The organism is Bacillus sp. FSL R9-9530 (assembly GCF_038008145.1).
GTDB lineage: Bacteria > Bacillota > Bacilli > Bacillales > Bacillaceae_G > Bacillus_A > Bacillus_A mycoides.
This window is the reverse complement of the sequence record NZ_JBBOYO010000001.1, coordinates 411755-433695: the sequence shown is the minus strand read 5'-3', so window position 1 is coordinate 433695 and position 21941 is coordinate 411755. Positions and strand designations below refer to the sequence as shown.

At 37.7% G+C, this 21941-nt stretch carries 15 protein-coding genes; 4 read left to right on the top strand and 11 right to left on the bottom strand.

All coding sequences use genetic code 11. The annotated features are described in order from the left end of the window. The first annotated feature begins 64 nt into the window (after positions 1–64). Positions 65–622, top strand: coding sequence for a CatB-related O-acetyltransferase (locus MKX66_RS02025; protein ID WP_215590040.1), 558 nt, complete (start codon positions 65–67; stop codon positions 620–622). A 47-nt stretch (positions 623–669) separates the two neighbouring features. Here the strand turns inward: MKX66_RS02025 and MKX66_RS02020 are convergent, their stop codons facing one another. Further along, complete coding sequence (locus tag MKX66_RS02020) at positions 670–8142, bottom strand: DUF7507 domain-containing protein (RefSeq protein WP_326997364.1); 7473 nt, start codon at positions 8140–8142, stop codon at positions 670–672. 116 nt (positions 8143–8258) lie between these two features. On the opposite strand from MKX66_RS02020, the gene MKX66_RS02015 reads away from it, so the two are divergent. Then, positions 8259–9008, top strand: coding sequence for a (S)-benzoin forming benzil reductase (locus MKX66_RS02015; protein ID WP_088039927.1), 750 nt, complete (start codon positions 8259–8261; stop codon positions 9006–9008). A 35-nt stretch (positions 9009–9043) separates the two neighbouring features. On the opposite strand, the gene MKX66_RS02010 is transcribed toward MKX66_RS02015, so the two are convergent. The 6 genes from MKX66_RS02010 to MKX66_RS01985 form a co-directional block, all read right to left on the bottom strand. Further along, on the bottom strand, positions 9044–9877 hold the full coding sequence (locus tag MKX66_RS02010; protein WP_002014365.1) for a GNAT family N-acetyltransferase: 834 nt from the start codon (positions 9875–9877) through the stop codon (positions 9044–9046). Between the two features lie 66 nt (positions 9878–9943). After that, positions 9944–11452: an argininosuccinate lyase gene (gene argH / locus MKX66_RS02005; RefSeq protein WP_215590043.1), complete on the bottom strand. Its 1509-nt coding sequence runs from the start codon at positions 11450–11452 to the stop codon at positions 9944–9946. 101 nt (positions 11453–11553) lie between these two features. After that, positions 11554–12663 carry a serine hydrolase gene (locus MKX66_RS02000; protein WP_098168392.1) on the bottom strand — a complete coding sequence of 370 codons (1110 nt, stop codon included), beginning with the start codon at positions 12661–12663 and terminating at the stop codon, positions 11554–11556. Positions 12664–12780: 117 nt separating this feature from the next. Then, positions 12781–13713, bottom strand: coding sequence for a nucleoside hydrolase (locus MKX66_RS01995; RefSeq protein ID WP_002033591.1), 933 nt, complete (start codon positions 13711–13713; stop codon positions 12781–12783). Positions 13714–13847: 134 nt separating this feature from the next. Further along, positions 13848–15281 (bottom strand): sodium/pantothenate symporter, encoded by a 1434-nt coding sequence (gene panF, locus MKX66_RS01990; protein ID WP_002087740.1) that lies wholly within the window; start codon positions 15279–15281, stop codon positions 13848–13850. A gap of 3 nt (positions 15282–15284) precedes the next feature. Beyond that, positions 15285–15563, bottom strand: a complete 279-nt coding sequence (locus tag MKX66_RS01985) for a YhdT family protein (protein ID WP_002014357.1) — start codon at positions 15561–15563, stop codon at positions 15285–15287. 272 nt (positions 15564–15835) lie between these two features. Here MKX66_RS01985 and dhaS point away from each other — a divergent pair, with 272 nt between their 5' ends. Next, positions 15836–17320 (top strand): aldehyde dehydrogenase DhaS, encoded by a 1485-nt coding sequence (gene dhaS / locus MKX66_RS01980; protein ID WP_002087742.1) that lies wholly within the window; start codon positions 15836–15838, stop codon positions 17318–17320. A 50-nt stretch (positions 17321–17370) separates the two neighbouring features. Here the strand turns inward: dhaS and fabG are convergent, their stop codons facing one another. Continuing rightward, positions 17371–18111, bottom strand: coding sequence for a 3-oxoacyl-ACP reductase FabG (fabG, locus tag MKX66_RS01975; protein WP_002014354.1), 741 nt, complete (start codon positions 18109–18111; stop codon positions 17371–17373). A 133-nt stretch (positions 18112–18244) separates the two neighbouring features. Here fabG and MKX66_RS01970 point away from each other — a divergent pair, with 133 nt between their 5' ends. Beyond that, the gene (locus MKX66_RS01970) at positions 18245–18394 is read left to right on the top strand and encodes a YfhD family protein (protein WP_016100859.1); all 150 of its coding nucleotides are present in this window, start codon (positions 18245–18247) and stop codon (positions 18392–18394) included. A 74-nt stretch (positions 18395–18468) separates the two neighbouring features. Here the strand turns inward: MKX66_RS01970 and MKX66_RS01965 are convergent, their stop codons facing one another. The 3 genes from MKX66_RS01965 to rarD form a co-directional block, all read right to left on the bottom strand. After that, on the bottom strand, positions 18469–20322 hold the full coding sequence (locus MKX66_RS01965; RefSeq protein WP_326997362.1) for a terpene cyclase/mutase family protein: 1854 nt from the start codon (positions 20320–20322) through the stop codon (positions 18469–18471). A gap of 102 nt (positions 20323–20424) precedes the next feature. After that, positions 20425–20850: a divergent PAP2 family protein gene (locus tag MKX66_RS01960; protein ID WP_000447809.1), complete on the bottom strand. Its 426-nt coding sequence runs from the start codon at positions 20848–20850 to the stop codon at positions 20425–20427. Between the two features lie 80 nt (positions 20851–20930). After that, positions 20931–21872: an EamA family transporter RarD gene (gene rarD / locus MKX66_RS01955; RefSeq protein WP_002014350.1), complete on the bottom strand. Its 942-nt coding sequence runs from the start codon at positions 21870–21872 to the stop codon at positions 20931–20933. Positions 21873–21941 lie beyond the last annotated feature (69 nt).

Below are 21941 nucleotides of genomic sequence, written 5' to 3'. Positions count from 1 at the left end.
TACTTCACCTTGCATATAATGTTCCATATCCATTACTTTCTTTAGAGAGGATGATAAAATTAGTATGTTATATTTAAATCAAAAACCTGAATATAATAAATATGATATCGGTGATTATACTTACAGTAAAGTAGGCCCTATTATTTTTTCTTGGAATGATGAAACAAAATTAAAAATAGGTAAGTTTTGTTCATTAGGAGAAGAAGTCGTTTTCGTACTTGGCGGTGAACATCGTGCTGATTGGATAACAACTTATCCATTTAATGTCCTCTTCGAAGAAGGAGCACACATTACTGGTCATCCTTCTTCAAAAGGTGATGTCGTAGTCGGCAATGATGTATGGATTGGTTATCAATCCTGCATTTTATCTGGTGTTACAATTGGTAACGGGGCCATTATCGGGGCCAAGAGTGTTGTTACAAAAGACGTACCTCCATATGCAATCGTCGCTGGTAATCCTGCCAAACTAGTTCGATATCGTTTCCCGCAAGAAATCATTGAAAAACTAGAAAACCTTGCATGGTGGGACTGGGACATTTCCGTTATAAAAGGAGCTATTCCATTTCTACTCTCCAACAAAGTCAACGAATTTTTCACTTCTCCCGAAGAAGAAGCTACTTGATCTAAACAAAAAGAGCATCCTATTCTTTCAGGATGCTCTTTTTGTGTTTATTTTTTATTTATTCGCAACTGATTACACGGAGAACAGTGAAATGGAATTTTGTCTAAACAATTAAAGTTTGTTTCACAAATTTGTTCTATCGTTGGAACGAATGGAATGACAACTATGTTACTATCTATTATTTGTGTAACAGGTGGCAATACTGTGCCTACTTGATGTTCGAAGCGAATACTCGCTTGATTAATATAATTTCCTGAACCACTTGGTGCACTCTGAACTGTTACTTGGAACGAAACTGTCCGTGCTTCACCTGGATTTAAACTTCCTATAAGAAACCCTGATACTGGGCTTACATTTGGCACTGGCGTATTATCAACAGTTACACTTCCAGGAACAAATTGAACACTACTATCTAACATATCTTGAAAACGAATATTTTGTATCGCTGTATCTCCCGTATTTGTAATAACTGTCGTAAACGTAATAACATCGCCTATCGTTGCTGATTGAAGATCTGCCGTTTTTACGACTGTTGTTGAAACATTTTGAGGAATAAACGGGATAACAACTGTATTGCTATCGCCTTCAACTACTACAGGCGGTTCATTTGGATTCACAGTTGCAAACCCACTCGCTGTCGCTGTATTTGTAACTAAGTTATTTATTTGCCCTCCTGTTATTACAACTTGGAAATTAATAATTGCTGCATCATTTGGTTGAAAATCACCTAACGGAATACCAGTATTCGGATTAGCAAATGGAAAAGGTACATCATTTACTGTTACCGTGCCATTTATAAATAACGTATTCGGATCAATGATATCCGTTAAAGCAATATTCGTCACAGGAACTGTACTATCATTTATAACAGCAATTCCGTAAGTGACAACATCTCCTACCATCGCTACTTCAAAGTTTGCTCCTTTTGCAACAAATAAAATTGCAGTATTTACCGTTACAATCACAGTATTACTCGTGTCCATTACTGTAACTGGCGGCTCTCCTGGTACTAAAATATACTCAGCTAACGCCCCAGCAACGTTCACCACTGTACCACCATCTGGAAAACTTGTAATTGTAGCTTCATATGTTACAATCGCCGTCTCACCGACTGGAATGTCTAAAATCGTAAATCCAACCTGCGGATTTACTCCTGGACGTGCTACCCCATTTACCGTTACACTATTTGGTACAAAAGCCGCTTCCGGAGATAACACATCAATAAATTGAACATTCATTGCATCAGCCGTACCAGTATTTAATATGCGAACACGGTACGTTACCGTTTCTCCTACTCCAACAATTGAATGATCTACTTCTTTCAGCATATCTAAACTGCCTCTATTTACTGGTGTGACTGTCGTATTACTTGAATTCGTAATTGTAAACGGTGGTTCTCCTGGAATCAATTCGAAATCACCAGTTACTCTCGCTGTATTCATAATGCTACTAGAAGGCGGAATTACGATTACATTTACTTCAAATGTGATTAGTATGCTATCTCCTACTGCAAGATCCGGTAATGAAAAGCCTACAAAAGGATCTAAACCTACTTGTGGAATCCCATTTATCTGTACACTCCCTGGAACGAATTCTAAACTAGGTGATGGAACGTCAATAAATTGCACATTTGTCGCTGTTACCGTTCCTGTATTTGTAACTTGCACACTATACGTTAACGTATCTCCTAATCGTGTCGCCTGTTTGTTGACAGTTTTTATAACATTGAATCGCCCTCTATTTACCCTTGTTATTGTCGTATTACTCGGCTCTGTTACTACAACTGGTGGTTCTCCTGGTACTAAAGTAAAACTTCCTGTTATATTTGCAACATTCGTTATCGTTCCTGAAGATGGAATATTTGTCACTGTCGCTTGGAACGTCACTATAGTCGTATTGCCAACAAGTATATCGCCAATTCCAAACCCTGTAATCGGATTCAAACCAGGTTGCGGAGTTCCATTTACCGTTACACTATTTGGTACAAATGACGCTCCTGCTGAAATCGTATCAATAAACTGAACATCGTTAGCTGTTACTGTTCCTGTATTCGTTATTTGCACTGTATACGTTAATACATCTCCAACTAAGGTAGCAGCTCTATTGACTTGTTTAATAACATTAAAGCGTCCTCTATTTACAGTTGTGAGCGTTGTGTTACTTGGCTGATTTACTATAACTGGTGGTTCTCCTGGTACTAATATAAAGCTTCCAGTAACATTTGCCGTATTGGCAATTGTTCCGTTTGATGGAACACTAACAACGGTTACTTGGAACGTGACTTCTACACTTCCCCCTGAATTTATATCTGGAAGTGGGAATCCATTATTAGGATTGAACCCAGGTTGTATCACACCACCTATCGTTACACTATTCGGCACGAATGCTATAGAGGAAGGTAATACATCACTATATTGAATATTCGTCGCTGTCACTGTCCCTGTATTTTGAACTACTGTCGTATATGTGATTGTATCGCCTACTGCAACAATTGGCTCACTTACTGATTTTAAAACATTCAAACCAGGTTCATTTATTTCGGTTAATGTCGTGTTACTTGTCGTTGTTTCAGTAATAGGCGGCTCTGTTTCACTTACAGCAAATGTAGCCGTAACATCTACAAAGTTAACAACTGTTCCACCTTCTGGTATGCTCGTTACCATCTCTTGATATGTGACAAGTACAAAATCATCTACAGGTATATCTGGAACTGTAAAACCGATAAAAGGATCTAATCCTGGTGCTGGTACCCCGTTTATGCTCACACTTCCTGGTACAAATGCTACACCCGCGGAAGTAGTATCTATAAATTGAACATTCGTCGCTGCCACTGTTCCAAAATTAAAAATCAATACATCATACGTTAAAATTTCTCCTACAGTCGCTACTTCTTTATCTACTAGTTTTAACGGAAAAATAAACGCTATATTAATTGTCGTAACGACTAAATTTGTTAATATCGTTTCCGTAATCGGTGGTTCCTGCGGATTTGGTTGTGAAGTAAATGTAACGTCTGCATCATTTAATATGACTTCATTATCTGGAATTTCTGTAATCGTCACTCGGAACGTTACCTCAATACTTCCACCATTAATTAATAATGGAGTAACTGTAAATCCTATTTCTGGATTTAAACCAAGTTGCTGCACCCCACCTATCGTTACACTATCTTCTACAAATGTCGTTCCTTCTGGTATGACATCTTGGAAGAACACATCTGTAACAGGTATAATTCCTACGTTTGAAATTAGCACGGTATACGTTAATACATCCCCAACCGCTCCAGTTGCAACGTCAACTGTTTTTGTTGCTGTTACTTCACCAGGAGGAGGTAACGGTATCGTAACTACTGTCGTATTACTTGTATTCGTCGTTGTTACAGGGGGCTGTAAAGGATTTAATAAAAAAGTGGCTGTTGCAGATGCGGTGTTTAGTACGGCTCCGCGCGTGGATGGCGCAACTACTGTTACTTGGAACGTTACAGTCAATGATGTTCCAGCAGCTATATTAGGAAGCGTAAAACCTATATTTGGATCAAATCCAGGTTGAGGAGTTCCATTTATCGTTACACTATTTGCTACAAATGTTGTTTCTGGAGCAATTGGATCAATGAAAGAGACATTCGTTGCTGTTACCGTTCCATTATTTCTAATGACAACAGAATACGTGTAAATTTCTCCAAGTGCCGCTTGTTGTACAGATGAAGATTTTTGTATATTTAACTGTGCTGTGTTTACTTGCGTCACGACGAAATTGCTATTCGTAACAGTCGTTATTGGAGGATTAGCTGGATTTATAAGAAAACTTGCAGTAACGTTTGATTGGTTTCTAATATTTCCACCACTCGGGACACTCGTCACTATAACTTGAAACGTAACTGTAACGGTTTGCCCAACTGGAATATTCGGAACTGGAAAACCTACCACAGGGTCTGCACCTTGCTGAACAACTCCATTTATCGTGACACTATTCGCTACAAACGCAGTTCCAACAGGAATCGGATCTTGAAAAATAATATTTGTTGCAGGAACAGTTCCTGTATTTTGAATAAGAATCGTATACGTTAACGTATCTCCTACACCTGCTTGCGGTGTGTTTACACTCTTTATTACATTAATTGATCCTACATTCACTCGCGTCACAACAATATTACTAATTGTTACAATTGTAATTGGTGGCTGCAAAGGACTTACTTGAAAATCAGCAGTCACATTTGCATTATTCGGAAGAACTCTATTTGGTGGTACACTCGTGATTGTCACCTGAAAAGCAGCTGTTACCATCCCTCCTACTGGAATATTGGCAAGCGGAAATCCAGTCGTTGGGTTTAAACCTGGCTGAGGTGTTCCATTTATTGTTACACTATTTGCTACAAACGTTGTTCCAGATGGAATAGGATCGAGGAATGATACATTTGTTGCTGCTACTGTTCCACTATTTTGTATACGAACTGTATACGTTAACGTATCTCCTACACCTGCTTCAGTAGCGCTTACACTTTTCATTACATTTAACCCTGAAGAATTCACGACTGTCATAACAGTATTACTTGGTACTGTTACAGTAATCGGTGGCTCTGTTGGATTTACAAGGAAATCTCCAGTTACATTCGCATTATTTACGACATTATTTCCTTGGGGAATTTCATCAATCAATACTTCAAACGTAACAATTACACTCGCGCCAGTAGGCAAATTATTTAATGGGAATCCAAGTTCTGGATCTGCCCCTTCTTGTAAAACACCATTAACAAATACACTGTTTTCAATAAATAATGTCCCTTGTGGAATTGAATCTTGGAAAAATACATTTGTAGCTGGTACACTACCTGCATTTATGACTTCGATTGTATATACTAAAACATCCCCTACCGTTGCAACATCCGTATTCACTGCTTTCACAACTTCAAAATTCCCTGATTGTACAGTTGTATTCACAATGTTACTAGGAACATTGATTGTTACTGGCGGTTCGCTCGGATTCACTTGAAAACTTGCTGTTACATTTGCTTGATTTAAAATATCTTCATTTTCTGGATCCTGTACAATTAATACGTCAAATGTGACTACAACGGTTTGAGCCGCAGGAATATTTGGAAGAGAAAATCCTGTATTCGGATTCAATCCACTTTGCGGTACTCCATTAATCGTTACAGTATTTGCAACAAATGAAACAGCGGAAGAAATAGTGTCTTGGAAAAACACATTTGTTAACGGAACGTTTCCTGTATTTTGGACGGCAATCGTGTATGTTAAAGTGTCCCCTACTGCCGCTTGCGTTGTATTCACTTCCTTTATTACATTTAAACCACCTGTATTAACTTGTGTTACAACTGTATTCGTTTGTCTATTAATCGTTACTGGCGGCTGATTCGGAATAACGACGAAATTAGCCGATACATTTCCACGATTCGCAATCGTCCCTCCTGATGGCGTAGATGTGACTCGTACTTGAAAAGTCACTGTCCTACTTCCACCTGGAGATATATTCGCTACTGTAAACCCAGTCGCAGGATTTGCTCCAGGCTGTGAAACCCCATCTACAGTCACACTATTTGGAATAAAAGTCGTTCCAGTTGGGATCGGATCTTGAAAAATAACATTTGTCGCAAGTACATTTCCTGTATTTTCAATTGTAACGGTGTACGTAAGAACGTCATTAACTGTCGCAAAAGCTCTATCCACTGTTTTTCTCGTTCTTATATCAGCTATATTAATAGTAGTAAATACAGTATTACTTGTCGCTTGACCTGAAATTGGTTGTTGGCCAGGCACTGGAGTAAAGTTAAATGTTACACTTGCACGGTTCGGAATTGGATTTACAAGAGGATTAGATGTTACTCGAACTTGAAAGCGCACTACAGTCGTTTGTGAAGCATTAATACTTCCAAGATTAATACTACTTGATGGATTCGCTCCTGGACGTGCTACTCCATTTACCGTAACACTATTTGCGACAAATGTTGTTCCTGCAGGGATACTATCAACAAAAATAACATTGTTTGCAGCAACATTCCCATTATTCGTGACATTAACTGTGTACGTTAATACGTCATTAAGCGTTGCCGTCTGTAGGTCTACAGATTTTTGCATACTTATAGTTGCTTGATTCACTGTCGTTTGTACTGTATTTGAAGAAGACGTACTTGTAATAGGGGGACTACCGACAAAAGGACGGAATTGATATGACACCATTGCACGATTTGGAATAGGGTTTGGGTTCGGGAACGATGTTATTCGAACTTGAAATGTAACAATTCTTTGCGTGTTATTTGGGATTGTACCTAAATTAATTCCATTCGCTGGATTCGCACTCGGTTGTGTTACTCCACCTACCGTTACACTACCTGCTACAAATGTCGTTCCGTTCGGAATACTATCTTGTAATACAACGTTTTCTGCACTTCCTGTTCCTGTGTTCGGGACCGTAATCGTATAGGTGAGAGTATCCCCTACCCCTGCAACTGTTCTATTAACCGATTTAACAGGATTAATGATTGGACCTGTCGCATCAATTTGAACACCAAAACCAGCTGCAGCGTATCCATCTCCATTTGTGACAAAGCGAACAGTTGCTGACGTCTGATTGTTTACTAAAGAAGATGAGGCGTCTACATTCGTAATATCCCACCCTTGTCTTCGGACTGCTAAAGCGATTCCTAACGGCTGATTCAAATCTCCAAATGTGCCGCTCGTATCTAGATTGCCACTATCATTACAAATTTGTGATTGAAAGAAATTATTCGCGGGGTTTCTCGGTCCGAATAATGCGACTGTAGCATTTGCATTCGGTCCAAAGCGAAGCTGATCTCCAACAATGTTAGAATCACCTTCTTGAGCAGTTACGAGCAATCTTCCTGTAACAGCTCCTGTTGCTGGAGTAGCAAATCCTGAAATAGTAGCATCAACTGGAGGGGATGAAGCATCGATAATTTCTTGACCTGCATATACTGATAAATTCCGAAGTGGTAAACTTGCATTTTGATAAACTACCTCAAGCGTCCAGCCAGCTGAACGACTGATTGTTGGATCAGCTGAAGTTCTTGCAGCTGGCACGGCACCTGTTGTATATGTGCCTGCCCCACCTGCACTTACAAGATTCGTTACATTAGCAGAGCGAGCATAATAAAACTGGTTTCCTACCGAACCTTGCTGCGCGGTAGCAGGGTCTGGCGTAACTGAAAATGTTCCTGCTGGTGTTGTAAATGTAATATTATCATTTAAAAATGGTAATACATCTTCCGTATCAGTCCGGAAAGTACCAGCCCAAACCAACTCTGCATACAAAATACTACTCCCTGCCGGAAGGTTTAAAATTGCACTTGAAGAATTCAATTGCCAGTCATCCGTTGTTCCTGCTGGGAATCCTGGTACTTGTAACGACGTATTTACTGTCGTAAATACAGCAAGTGTACCAAAAATATTACCTGGCGCAGGCGATGTAGGACTAAGTCCCAACGTATTCCCAGTGAACGTGACGGCACCAGTTACTGTTGTTGTAAAGCGATTCAAAAAAGGCACGTAATCATCTCATTTCATTTATAGTAAAAAGTGCTCTATACTATAAAATGTAGACAAACTATAGAGTGTACGTTGTCCAAAAAAATTCCGCACATACGAGAGGAGTTTATAAAACTATGCGCTACGTTATCGTAACAGGAACTTCACAAGGTTTAGGTGAGGCAATCGCCGCACAATTGTTAGAAGAAAACACAACCATCATCTCTATTTCTAGAAGAGAAAATAAAGAGCTTACTAAACTCGCAGAGCAAAAAAACAGTACTTGTATTTTCCATTCCGTAGATCTTCAAGATGTACATAATTTAGAAACTCGTTTTAGCGAAGTCGTTTCATCTATAGAAGAAGACAAAGTTTCATCTATTCATTTAATTAATAATGCAGGCACAGTCGCACCAATGATGCCAATTGAAAAAGCAGAAAGCGAACAATTCATTACGAACGTTCACATTAATTTACTTGCACCTATGATTCTTACATCTACTTTCATGAAACATACGAAAAACTGGAAAATAGATAAACGAGTTATAAATATTTCGTCTGGAGCAGGGAAAAACCCTTATTTTGGATGGGGCGCTTATTGTACAACGAAAGCCGGTGTAAATATGTTTACACAGTGCGTAGCTACTGAAGAAGTAGAAAAAGAATACCCTGTAAAAATCGTTTCTTTTGCACCAGGTGTTGTTGATACAAATATGCAAACACAAATTCGTGAAACAAATAAGGAAGACTTTATTAACTTAGATCGATTCACCGCATTAAAAAAAGAAGGAAAGCTACTGTCACCTGAATATGTTGCGAAAGCTATTCGTAACTTACTAGAAACTGAGAATTTCCCGCAGGGTGAAGTAATTCGAATTGATGAATAACAAAGAGGCACGCTATAATAGCGTGCCTTTTCATTCTATTTCTCTAAAAATATGAGTACAGACTCCATCATCTTCTCATAACCAATCTCTTGATAAATTTTATTTGATGTTGGATTTGCCAGGTCCGTATATAATGTCGTTGTTTTGTAACCTTCATCTAACATACGTTGACTAAGTGCAGCGACACAACTAGATGCGTACCCTTTTTTCCGAGCTTCTTTCGGTGTATATACGAAATTAACTGTTATATTGTTTGTAGTCGGTCTCGTTTTTGCAGCTACAGAAACAATCTTCCCGTCTACTTCTAAACCAAATAGACGATGATTAGTAATTAATGTATGAGCAGTTTGTTTCGCTTCTTCTTTCGTAGTAGGAAGCTTCACATCTTCGCAAAATTGATATATCCACTGCTCTATTAATGTTAGCTCATCACTACTTACTTCTCGAAAGATTCCATCTCCGTTCCACTTTTTCTTTACTTGTTTTAATTCATATATACCTTGCTCCATTGCAACATTAGTTTTCTTATTCTCTAACACTGCAATCTCTTCCGCTAATTTCTGTACGATTTTTTTATTACCAATCAATCCAGGAATATTTGGATATACTTTCGTTAACTCTTTTGCAAGTTCCTTAATAGCTACTGCCGAAATCTCAGACGTAGCAACAATTATTTGTTTCTTTTCTTCTGTTTGAAGAAATACAGCTGCAATTTCTTCCTCTTGTTTTGCTACTCCTATAAATATCGGTTCTTGGACCATTTGTAATACACCTAATATGAGATTATTTTCCTGCTCATTCTTCTCTAAAAATGGTGTAACCTCTTCTGTAAAATTAAGAATCTCTTCATATACATGTAATTGAATCATCGACAATCTCTTCTCTCTATTTATAGTTTCATTAAGTATTGGCGATTAATTCATTAAATCCTTCTTTTACGATTTAATAATGTTCGAAGCTAACGTATTCAAATCATTTTCAGCTTGTAAAATTCTTTGTTTTTCCTTTTCAAATACCTCTTCTTCTTTTTGAAATGACTCTTTTCGATTTTTAATCATACGCTCAATCTCTTTTTTACTCGGTCCACCATATACATTTCTTTTTTGAATAAAAGCTTCTGGTGATATAATTTCTTTCCACTCTTCTTCTAATAAATTCACTTTCAAATTTTCTTGTAAGTATACATTTATGTCCTTGAAATTTAATTCATGTAATTCTTTCTTCTGCTGCATAGACATATTCGCAATCGCACTTGCTGCATGATGTGCATGCCGAAATGGTATTTCATAGTTTTTTGTTAAAACATCTGCGAAATCTGTAATCGTAATCGCGTGTTTATATGAACGACTTTTTAACGTTTCCTTTTCTACTTTCATCGTTCGAATAACTGCGTTCATCATACAAAAAACACGAATCGCCTTTTCGATTCCTTTATATAAATACGGCTGCAAGTCATCCTCCGTATCGACAATATCGCCAAATGGTGTATTATGAATCATTTGAAATACAGTAAATGCTTCCCCTAAAGCACTACTCGTAATAGCACGGGCATGTTCTATTGAAACAGGATTTCGTTTTTGCGGCATAATACTACTTATTTGCACATATGGCTTCGCTACAGTAATCCCATCATATTCTTTCGTCGCTAATAGTAAAAAATCATGAATCCATCTACTCGTATTCGTCATAATAACCATTAGTAACGAGCTAACTTCTAATAAATAATCTGCTCCAGCAACAGCATCATATGAGTTCTCAATTACATTTGTAAACCCAAGTAACTGTGCCACTCGTTTTCTCTTAATTGGGAAGCTTGTTGTAGAAAGGGCAGCTGCCCCCATTGGAGAATGATTTAAAAGATGATACGCTTTTTTCATTCTTTCTAAATCTCGTTGCATCGTATCATAAATTGCCAAAACATAATGACCAAATGTTGTCGGCTGCGCCGGTTGTGTATGTGTATACGCGGGCATAATTGTTTCCATATGTTCACCGGCGAGCTCCAGCATACTTTCTTGCAGCAATAAATGATGTTCCATTAACCGCAATACAAATTGCCGTAAACTCATGCGATACATCGTTACACCCATATCATTTCTACTTCTACCGATATGCATATTACTTACAAATTCACACTTTGCTTCTTGAGAAAGCAAATGTTCAACTAAGAAAAAAAGATCTTCATGTTGCTCTGTATATAGCAACTTCTCCTTTGGAATCCCCTCTACTTTTTTAAGTGCGATTAATATAACTTTCGCTTCTTCTCTTTTCATTAACTTCTCTTCAGTTAACATAGCAATATGTGCCCTATGCACTTGAAACATATCTTTTAATAAATAATTACGCTGAAAATTAAATACGTGCTGTAATACACAATCTACATATGTTTTCCCAGGGAAATCAGCGCCTTCATTCTTAATAAACTCTTCTTTACTCTGTTTCATCACCTTTTCCCCTTTCGCCTAAGTGTTACTACCCATCATACCCAAGGATGGTGAAAAAGTGTTTGTACATAAAAATAAACTCGGCGCTCATAGCACCGAGTTTATTTAATAAAAGTCGCATCATACTTATCACTTTGCAACACTTGAAAGTGTAGATTTGCTAAATGTTTACGTATTTCAGCACTGTCATCTTCATTTAAATTATTTGCCAAGAAAACAATTTCTGTACAGTTTCCGCGTTTATCCATTGCATAAACTGCTTTCGTTACCGTCCATGGTGTATAACCATTCTTTTGTCCAGCATGCCTGAATGTTTTACGATATTTCTTTGCGCTCATATCTGTTTCAACGATATTCGCCCACACTTTTTCTTCCGCTTCTGTAAGACCACCTTGATGATTTGCCTTTTGAAGCAGTACCATATAATCGTTAGCGGAAGCAGCCGGCAATCTATCCGACCAAATTTTGTCGTAACGTTCCTCTAAATACAGAGGAATTTCCTTCTGTAATAATGGTCCCTTCTTTTTTAAGCGTTCATGAATAATCATAGCATATTCACGATATTGCTCTTGAGACATTTCTTTTAACTTTTTCTCTATTTTATATTTTGGAACATGTAATTCTTTATGCAAATATCCCGGAATGTATAAAGATGAAACAATCGGAAATAGCGGTTGATGTGCAGGAAGTGCTAAACTTTGTAAATTCCGATTAATATTGTCTAATCCTAATACCTCCATTAAATATTCAGCATTTGCATTAGAACTAAACTTAACCATTCCTTTTGCAACTTCTTCTAAAGAAACCGCTCCTTCAGTTATCTTTTCTTTTTTTTGCAAATAATTTTGCCATCTATCTTGTGCACCACCATCTGTACCCGGCACATAATAACGATTCACATCATTAATTGAAACGAAACTAGACGGATCGATTTTCCCCTCTGTAACTTGTTTCGTATATTCAAGCGCCACAATTAACTTCATCGTACTAGCAACTGGCAATACAACATCCGGATTTACAGAATACACGACTTTATCATTTCTTTTTATTAAAAGTGCACTATTCTTTTCATCTTTATGTTCTTCAATAAAGGATGCTATGTACTGCGCATCATCATTATTTGAACTCCACACTTTTTTCACTAAAAAGTTACCTGATATCAGCAAAACAAAAATACCCACAATCACTGCGCATACTATAGTTTTTTTCAAGTAAAATTCCTCTCCTATTGTGTAACTCTTCTCTATTTATCTCTTAAAAACAAAATAATGGAGATGATTGTTTAAATAATCATCTCCATTATTTTAACTTGTATGCTACTATTATGTCTACGTCATAATTTTCACAAAATCCTCTAGAAACTTTTTATAATGTAAAGACCAGCCAATTTTAACCCAATTTTTCAACGCTTTTGCTTCAGGTTGCGGGCGAAAATCAGCGATACTTTCCCCTTTCGCAACTCCAACCGTATCTACATCAACACGACGATACACGTAATCTAAAATAGATGGATTTGCCGCTACCATCATCGTTACTACATCATGCACTGGGCTCCCTGTTATTTTAGGATTCAGATTTTTATAAGCTTTATAATAATAATTGAAAATCGGTTCTATTAATTTCTTGAAATTCGTTTTAGAATGTTTCGTAATGTATTTCACCATCTCCGGTGTAATAATCGCTTCTGATGTAACGTTAAGCGGTATTAATGTCACATTTTTTGCATTTTGCATAACTAATTGTGATGCAATTGGGTCACCATGAAAATTGGCTTCCGCGACTGGTGTAACATTTCCGGGCATTAAAAAAGCTCCGCCCATTATATAATATTCTTTCACATACTTCATCATTGGTTTTTCTAAAATAAATGCCGTCGCTAATGTTGTTGATCTGCCGGCATCAACAATGATTAGTTCTCCTTTATATTTTTCAATGATATCGAAAAATGCACAAAAAGGTTTAATATTGGGAGAAAAAGTTTTAGGAGGCTTAATAGGTCCCAAACCGTCTACCCCATGAATTTCCGGATAATATGTTACAAAATCCCCAGATAAAGGAATTTTCGCTCCATTAATAACAGGTATATCTTCCCGGCCCGCCATTTGCAATAAATACGCCGCATTACTCGTCGCCTTTTCCTGTGTTACATTCCCATATCCTGTTACTACTCCAACAATATCAATATCAGGATGCAATAATCCATACATAATTGCTAAAGAGTCATCAATTCCTGGGTCTCCTAAAAATAATATTTTTTTCATAGACCTCAACTCCATCCCATCAATTGTTATTACTTTATGAATACATGACGGAATACAGAATGAAAAAGATAAATTTTGTATAAACAAAAAACGTAGGAACTTCATATTAGAAGTTCCTACGTTTTTCTATATTTTCATGCTACTTTTTTCATCGTAACCATACTACCAATTATATAAGAAATAAATGCAAAGCAAATCGGGAAAACAACTGTATGTATACCGAATGGATTAGGGTAGCAAAGGTGAATAAACATATAGGAACCTACTCCAACTAAAATAGATGCGAGAGCTCCAGTTGCATTTCCTTTTTTCCAATATAAACCTAACACAATCGGCCAAATGAACGCTGCTTCTAAACCACCGAAAGAAAATAAATTTAACCAAATTAAAAAGTCTGGTGGCTTAATAGCGGCAGCATATACGAGTAATCCTACGATACCAGTAATCAATAGGCTACCTTTCTTTATCGTACTATCCGCGGCATCTTTATTTATGTAGTTCACATATATATCTTTAATAATTGACGAACTTACAAGTAATAATAATGAGTTCACAGTAGACATTATCGCTGCCATTGGTGCAGCTAAGAAAACTCCAGCTAACCAAGGTGGCAACACTTCCATCGCGAGTAGCGGCATTACTTTATCTGGTACCGTTATGCCTGGAAGGACTACTCTTGCAAACACACCTGTTAAATGCATACCAATCATAATTGTACCGACGACAACCGTTCCAATGATTAATGCTTGGTGCATAGCTTTTGAATTTTTATAAGACATAGCACGCACACTAATTTGCGGTAATCCAACGACACCAATCCCAATTAAAATCCAAAATGATGTGACATATGATTTCGTTAAACTTCCATCCGCTCCGAACGGTGTTATTAGATTCGGATTAATTTGAATAAGTTCCTGCATAATCTTTTCAACTCCGCCACCAGCAATGACAGTAGCAATTAAAATGATTGTTGTTCCGACTAACATAATGATTCCTAATAACGTATCTGATAAAGCGACTGCACGAAATCCACCAATTAACACATACACAAGTACAGAAAATGTAAATAAAAATAGTGCCGTTGTGTAGGAAAGTCCTGTTAGCGACTCAATTAATCGTCCGCCGCCAACCCACTGGGCTACTGTTGCTGAGAACAAAAAGATTATAATACATAACGCAGAAAGAACAACTACCGCTTTATTATTGTATCTGCCCTTTAAATAATCAATAAGCGTAATTGCTTCCATCTTTCTAGCGATAATAGCAAACTTTTTACCAATAACCGTTAAAACGATATATCCTGTTACAACTTGAATCGCTGATAACAGCACCCATCCAAGACCCATATTGTAAGCAATACCAGGCCCGCCGATAAAGCTACTTGCACTACCGTACGTAGCAATCATCGTCATAGCTAATAATAAGCCACCAAGTTCACGCCCACCAAGAAAATATTCTTGTAAAAATTTATTATTAGCGGTTGCTTGTACACGTCTTGACGCATATACACCAATTAAAAACACAACGATAAAAGAAATTATCATTGGGATTATTACATACCAATTCATCTATCATTCCTCACTTTTTTCTTCCTCATCGAGTGAAATATCTTGAAATAAAAAACGAACAACTAAAATAAGCAAAATAACCATTACGATAAATCCAACGATACAGCTATAAAAAAACCATGCTGGAAAACCTAATACATATGTATATTCACTCGGATCCTTACTTCCAAGCCCATAGGCAAATCCATACCATATTATAAAATTAATAATAGCTAATCCAAGACCAATTAACGCTTCTCTATGGGCAACTCGAAAGCGCGGATCATCATGATAATTCTTCATTTTCCCCCTCCTCTCACGATGTATAATTGTACCACTGTTTTTCTAGTTTTTCCTACTAGAAAACAAAAACGCGCAGGATTTTTTGTAATTATATAGAATACAATGTTTCATTACATATTTTTTACAATTGTAACGAAAATGAAATTTGAATTTTCAGCATTTTTTATTTATGATTTTAAGTAGAGGCTTTTCATCTAGTTCCCACATCCTTGATTTCGGAATAAACGCCGTCTCGTACCGCGTTTAAATTATATTTTCAAGGGGGTTATACAATGAGTCAACTAGCTGTAAATCTTCATGAAAAGGTAGAGAAATTTCTTCAAGGCACAAAGAAACTATATGTGAACGGAGCGTTCATTGAAAGCGCTTCCGGAAAAACATTTAAAACGCCTAACCCAGCAACTGGTGAAACACTCGCTATCGTTGCTGAAGCTGGTCGCGAAGACATTCATAAAGCTGTGGTAGCTGCTCGAATGGCTTTCGATGAAGGTCCTTGGTCACGCATGAGCACTGCTGAACGCAGCCGTCTTATGTACAAGCTCGCTGATTTAATGGAAGAGCATAAAGAAGAGCTCGCACAGCTCGAAACGTTAGATAACGGAAAGCCAATCCGTGAAACAATGGCGGCAGACATACCACTTGCAATTGAGCATATGCGCTATTATGCTGGCTGGGCGACGAAAATTGTTGGTCAAACAATTCCTGTTTCCGGTGATTACTTTAACTATACACGCCATGAGGCTGTTGGTGTCGTCGGTCAAATTATCCCTTGGAACTTCCCACTTCTTATGGCAATGTGGAAAATGGGAGCTGCGCTTGCTACAGGATGTACAATCGTTTTAAAACCTGCAGAACAAACTCCACTATCCGCTCTATACTTAGCTGAATTAATTGAAGAAGCTGGATTCCCGAAAGGTGTTATTAATATCGTTCCTGGATTCGGTGAATCAGCTGGACAAGCACTTGTTAATCATCCACTCGTTGATAAAATTGCATTTACTGGTTCTACTCCAGTCGGTAAACAAATTATGCGACAAGCATCTGAATCATTGAAACGTGTTACTTTAGAGCTTGGCGGTAAATCACCGAACATTATTTTACCAGATGCCGACTTATCTCGCGCGATTCCTGGTGCACTTTCTGGTGTTATGTTTAACCAAGGACAAGTATGCTCTGCTGGATCACGCTTATTTATTCCAAAGAAAATGTATGATAATGTCATGGCTGATCTCGTCCTCTATTCTAAAAAACTAAATCAAGGTGTCGGTCTTAACCCTGAAACAACAATCGGTCCTCTCGTTTCCGAAGAACAACAAAAACGTGTAATGAGCTACATTGAAAAAGGGATTGAAGAAGGCGCTGAAGTACTTTGCGGAGGAAGTAATCCATTCGATCAAGGCTACTTCGTTTCTCCTACAGTATTCGCTGACGTAAATGACGAAATGACGATCGCAAAAGAAGAAATTTTCGGTCCAGTTATTTCTGCAATACCTTTTAACGATATTGATGAAGTAATTGAACGTGCAAATAAATCACAATTCGGCTTAGCGGCTGGTGTGTGGACAGAAAATGTTAAAACAGCACACTATGTTGCAAGTAAAGTACGTGCTGGTACTGTATGGGTAAACTGTTATAACGTCTTTGATGCAGCATCTCCATTTGGAGGATTTAAACAATCCGGTCTTGGCCGCGAAATGGGATCTTACGCGCTGAACAACTATACAGAAGTGAAGAGCGTTTGGATTAACTTAAATTAACGAGAAAGAACCTGACCTACTCGGTCAGGTTCTTTTCATTATGTATTCATTTACACTTGCAACCCACCGCTCACATTTAATACCTCTCCTGTAATGTAAGACGCATACTCTGATGCTAAAAAGGCAGCTGCGTTTGCAATATCTTCCGGCGTTCCAATTCTTCCAACTGGAATCGCTCCAACCATTTTCTCTTTTACTTTATCCGGTATTGTTTTTGTCATATCAGTATCCATAAACCCTGGACAAATCGCATTACACGTAATACCAAAACTTCCAACCTCTTTCGCTGCTGTTTTTGTTAAGCCTACAACCCCTGCTTTTGTAGCCGCATAATTTGCTTGTCCAATGTTTCCTTCCCTACTAATAGAAGAAATATTAATAATCCGTCCATACTGTTGTTGTCTCATATAAAGAAGTGCTGGCTGCATACAATAAAAAACGCCAGTTAAGTTCACTTGTAATACTTGTTCCCAAGCAGACTTCTCCATCTTATGTAACATTGCATCTTTTGTAATCCCAGCGTTATTCACTAAAATATGTAATGTACCAAATTTTTGCACCGCATATTCAATTAACGACTTCGCTTCATTTTGATTACTCACATCACATCGATATAAACTCACATCATACCCTTCATCTGATAATTCACGTGTCGTTTCTTGTAGCTTCTCTTCATTTACATCACTAATTAATACTTTGGCCCCTAGTTTTGCAAAAACTCGTGCGATTTCTTTTCCAATCCCCTGCGCAGCACCCGTTACAACAGCTGTTTTCCCATTCAACAATTCCATCTCTATCCCCCATTTCTATTAGTTATATTGTATATTTCGGCTCTATGCTTTCCAAATCCTCTTTGTATAAAAAAGTCTATTTGTGTCAAACTAACTTTGCAACGCCGCATAAAACACAAGGAGATTGTGTCGAATGAAAAAAAAGAATGTAAATCAAAACAAAGCTGCCGATGGCATTGATGTTGAGTTCGCTCGCGAACTCGCTGACCACAATGACTTAGAAGCAAACGCACGTGCAAATGCCGCTGATGCACGTCAAAAACGCCAATCAACAGAAAAATAAGGAACTACAACGTTCCTTATTCTTTTCAACAGGGACCTACTACCCATCAAAATAAACCGAGAGTATCTCTCGGTTTATTTTCTATATTTCTTTACGTAGTGCGCTAAAGCAAGTAACGGATATATATGCCCATAACTATGATAGCGAATATAAAAGCCCCCCGGTAACCCTGTACCAGTAGGATATTTTTCATTCATAGTAGACTTCGCGAGCAAATATGAAATTCCTTTTCGAATAATCGGTGTTTCTTGATCGTAGTAAGAAATGAGTGCATCAAGTGCCCACGCTGTTTGTGACGGCGTACTAAAAGGTAAAGAAATAAATTTTTTCTCTACACTACTTTGACAGGATTCTCCCCACCCTCCGTCTTCATGCTGCAAATGTTCGAGCCATGAAGCTGCTTTTTTCAACGATGGATGAGTAGAAGGCACTCCTAATGCACGTAAGCCTGTCATCGTTGCCCATGTCCCATATATATAACATATCCCCCATTTTCCATACCATGATCCATTCTGTTCCTGTACATCCATTAACCATTTGATAGCTTTCTTTTTTTGCTCTTCAAGCAATTCATTCGGTGCATACGTTCCGAATAATTCTAACACCCTACCTGTAATATCTGGTGTGGACGGATCGGTTATCATATCACTCGCATTTTCAATCGGCAAATTCGATAGTAACTTGCTCGTTACCCCTCGTTCAAAAGCTCCCCAGCCTCCATCATTGTTTTGCAATCCTTTTACCCATTCCACACCTCTTCCCCACGCATCATCTACTCTATCATTCCCTCTACTTCGCGCTAACGCTCTAAGGGCAGCTGTAGTATCGTCTATATCAGGGATCGTCGTATTAACATCTGAAAATCCCCAACCGCCAGCTACAAGTGATGATGCATGTACGCTCCAATCTACCTTTTTAGTTTGTTGTTTTTGCAATAAATACTCCGTCGCCCTTTGAATCATCTTATTTTCATTTGTAACTTTAGCTTCTTGCAATGAATAGCTAAGTAAAGCGGTATCCCATACGGTAGAAGGAGAATTTTGCAAATGACTTCCTCTGTCCATCTTCCATATATAAGATTTTAATCCTGTCACAGCTTTCTCAATAATTGGAGACTGAATAGAGTGCCCTAATGCAAGCAAAGCATAAATCATATAAAACGTAGCACTGGCGTAACTATATAATGTTCCATTTTCATCTATACGATCCTTCATAAAGCGCTCTACTTCTTCGTATCCTTTATGATGTAACGATAATGGATAAGATATTACCTTTTTCACATCGCCTAAAAACGATTGAATCAGCGGAGACCGCTCCTCTCGAAACCATTGCCCACCCCCGCCTGCAATATGATTTAAATTTGGCAATAACTTTTTCTCTACACGGAATCTCTTATTCATACAAATCATCATCGGAATTAAATGTATACGCGCTGAGCTGCTTAACCCAAATATACTGAGGGGGGAGTCATCTTGTAAAAATAATATTGGTGTTGGAAAGTGAAAAAGCGCAGGAAATTCATATTCTCCATGAATCGCTAATAAAAATTTCGTCATAAAATGGGCACGAGAAACTCCCCCGTGTTCCTTAATAAACATTTCAGCTCGCCTCATATTCATATCTTCTTTCGAATATTTTTCCGAAGCAAGTAAAGCAGCATATGCTTGAATCGTCGCGGATAAATTCCCTCCCTTTTCATCTTCGTATAATTTCCAAGTCCCTTCATTTGTTTGAAGAGATACTAACCTTTTCACAAACGGTTCTATTTCGTCATTTCGCCCTAATAATTTGAGTAAAAAAATCATGTGACAATCCGTTAGCAAAGCTCCTTCAAAACAAAATTGCCACGTTCCTTCTTGCCTTTGCATCGTTTGAAGTGCAGTCGTTCTCCGCTCTATCTCCTCATGCACTTTGTCATATAGTAGCACACCGCTCACCCACCCTTTCTAAGTCCGTATACGATATTCGAAAACTCATCTAAATATGTATGAAAGCAAAGAAAAGCAGAACGTGCATTACACACATTCTGCTTACAAACAATACCCAACCCCGACAACAATTCCTAATAGTGCACCAACAACAACTTGATACGGTGTATGTCCAACGAGCTCATTTAACTTTTTATATTCTGTTTGTCTACCATGAAAAAAATCATTCAATATTTTCGCTTGCTTACTTACCGCAAGCCTTACTCCTGAAGCATCGTACATAACAATAATGGCAAAAATAGCGGCAACCGCAAATATTGGACTCTCCACACCTTCCACCACTCCGACACCTGTAGCAAGTGCAGTAACAGTCGAAGCATGCGAACTTGGCATTCCACCTGAAGCAAAGAACTTAGCAAAATCAAACTCGCCTGTTTTTATTAATTTAAAAACGACTTTCGTTAACTGTGCTAAAAACCAAGAAATTATAGCTGCTATAAGTGGATCATTATGTAAAATTGTTTCCATGTTTTTCAGCTCCTCACTGACTATAATGGAATTTCTATATAATATAAGTATAAAGAAAAATGCGTAGAAAATACTACGCATTATGATACTTTTGCTGATTTATTTTTAATAAATTTTGGTTGCTTCTGTAGTAGAAACTTTGTTTTCGCCATTGAAAAGACAAATAAAGCAATCCATATACAGAAAAACGCAATCATATGAGTAGATGTAAAATGTTCACCAAAAACGAACACACCTAAAATTAAACTAATAGTCGGCGCGATGTATTGTAAAAATCCTATCATATAGAGCGGAATAAGTTGTGCTCCTTTAGCAAAATAAAAGAGTGGTAACGCTGTAACAATACCTGCCCCTATTAAAAGAAACGTTGATATTGCCGAAATAGAACCGAACGAACCAAAGCCATGAACTCCTGTCATAAACAAATATATAAGTGCAAATGGCGTCACTAACATCGTTTCCATCGTAAGCCCAATTGTTGCATCATAATTTAATAATTTTTTCGTTAATCCATATAATCCAAATGAAAAAGCAAGTGAAAGAGAAACCCATGGAATTGATCCGAAACGTATCGTTAAAATAACAACGCCCAATCCAGCTAAACCAACCGCAACATATTGCCAAAAATTAAGCTTCTCTTTTAAAACAACTGTACCAAGTAAAATACTTATAAGTGGATTAATATAATACCCAAGACTTGCTTCGATTACATGGTTATGATTTACGGCCCATATGTATACAAACCAGTTTCCACTAATAAGTACCGAAGCAATTGTTAATGACATTAATAATTTAGGTCGTTTAAAAAGGGCCACTAACTCCCCACCAAACTGACGAAACCTCTTCGTTACTCCTAAAACTAACAACATAAAAACAAATGCCCAAACGATGCGATGCGCTAATATTTCATCTGCCGGTACTTCCTCCACCCATTTCCAATAAATCGGAAGGACTCCCCACATCGTATACGCACCTGCTGCATATATAATCCCCTGCTTTTGCTCTGCTGTTTGACTCCCCATCTTCCTTTTTCTCCTCTTCTCTTTTTTTCTTCATTATAAAGTCTCACATGCTTACTTTACCAATATTCA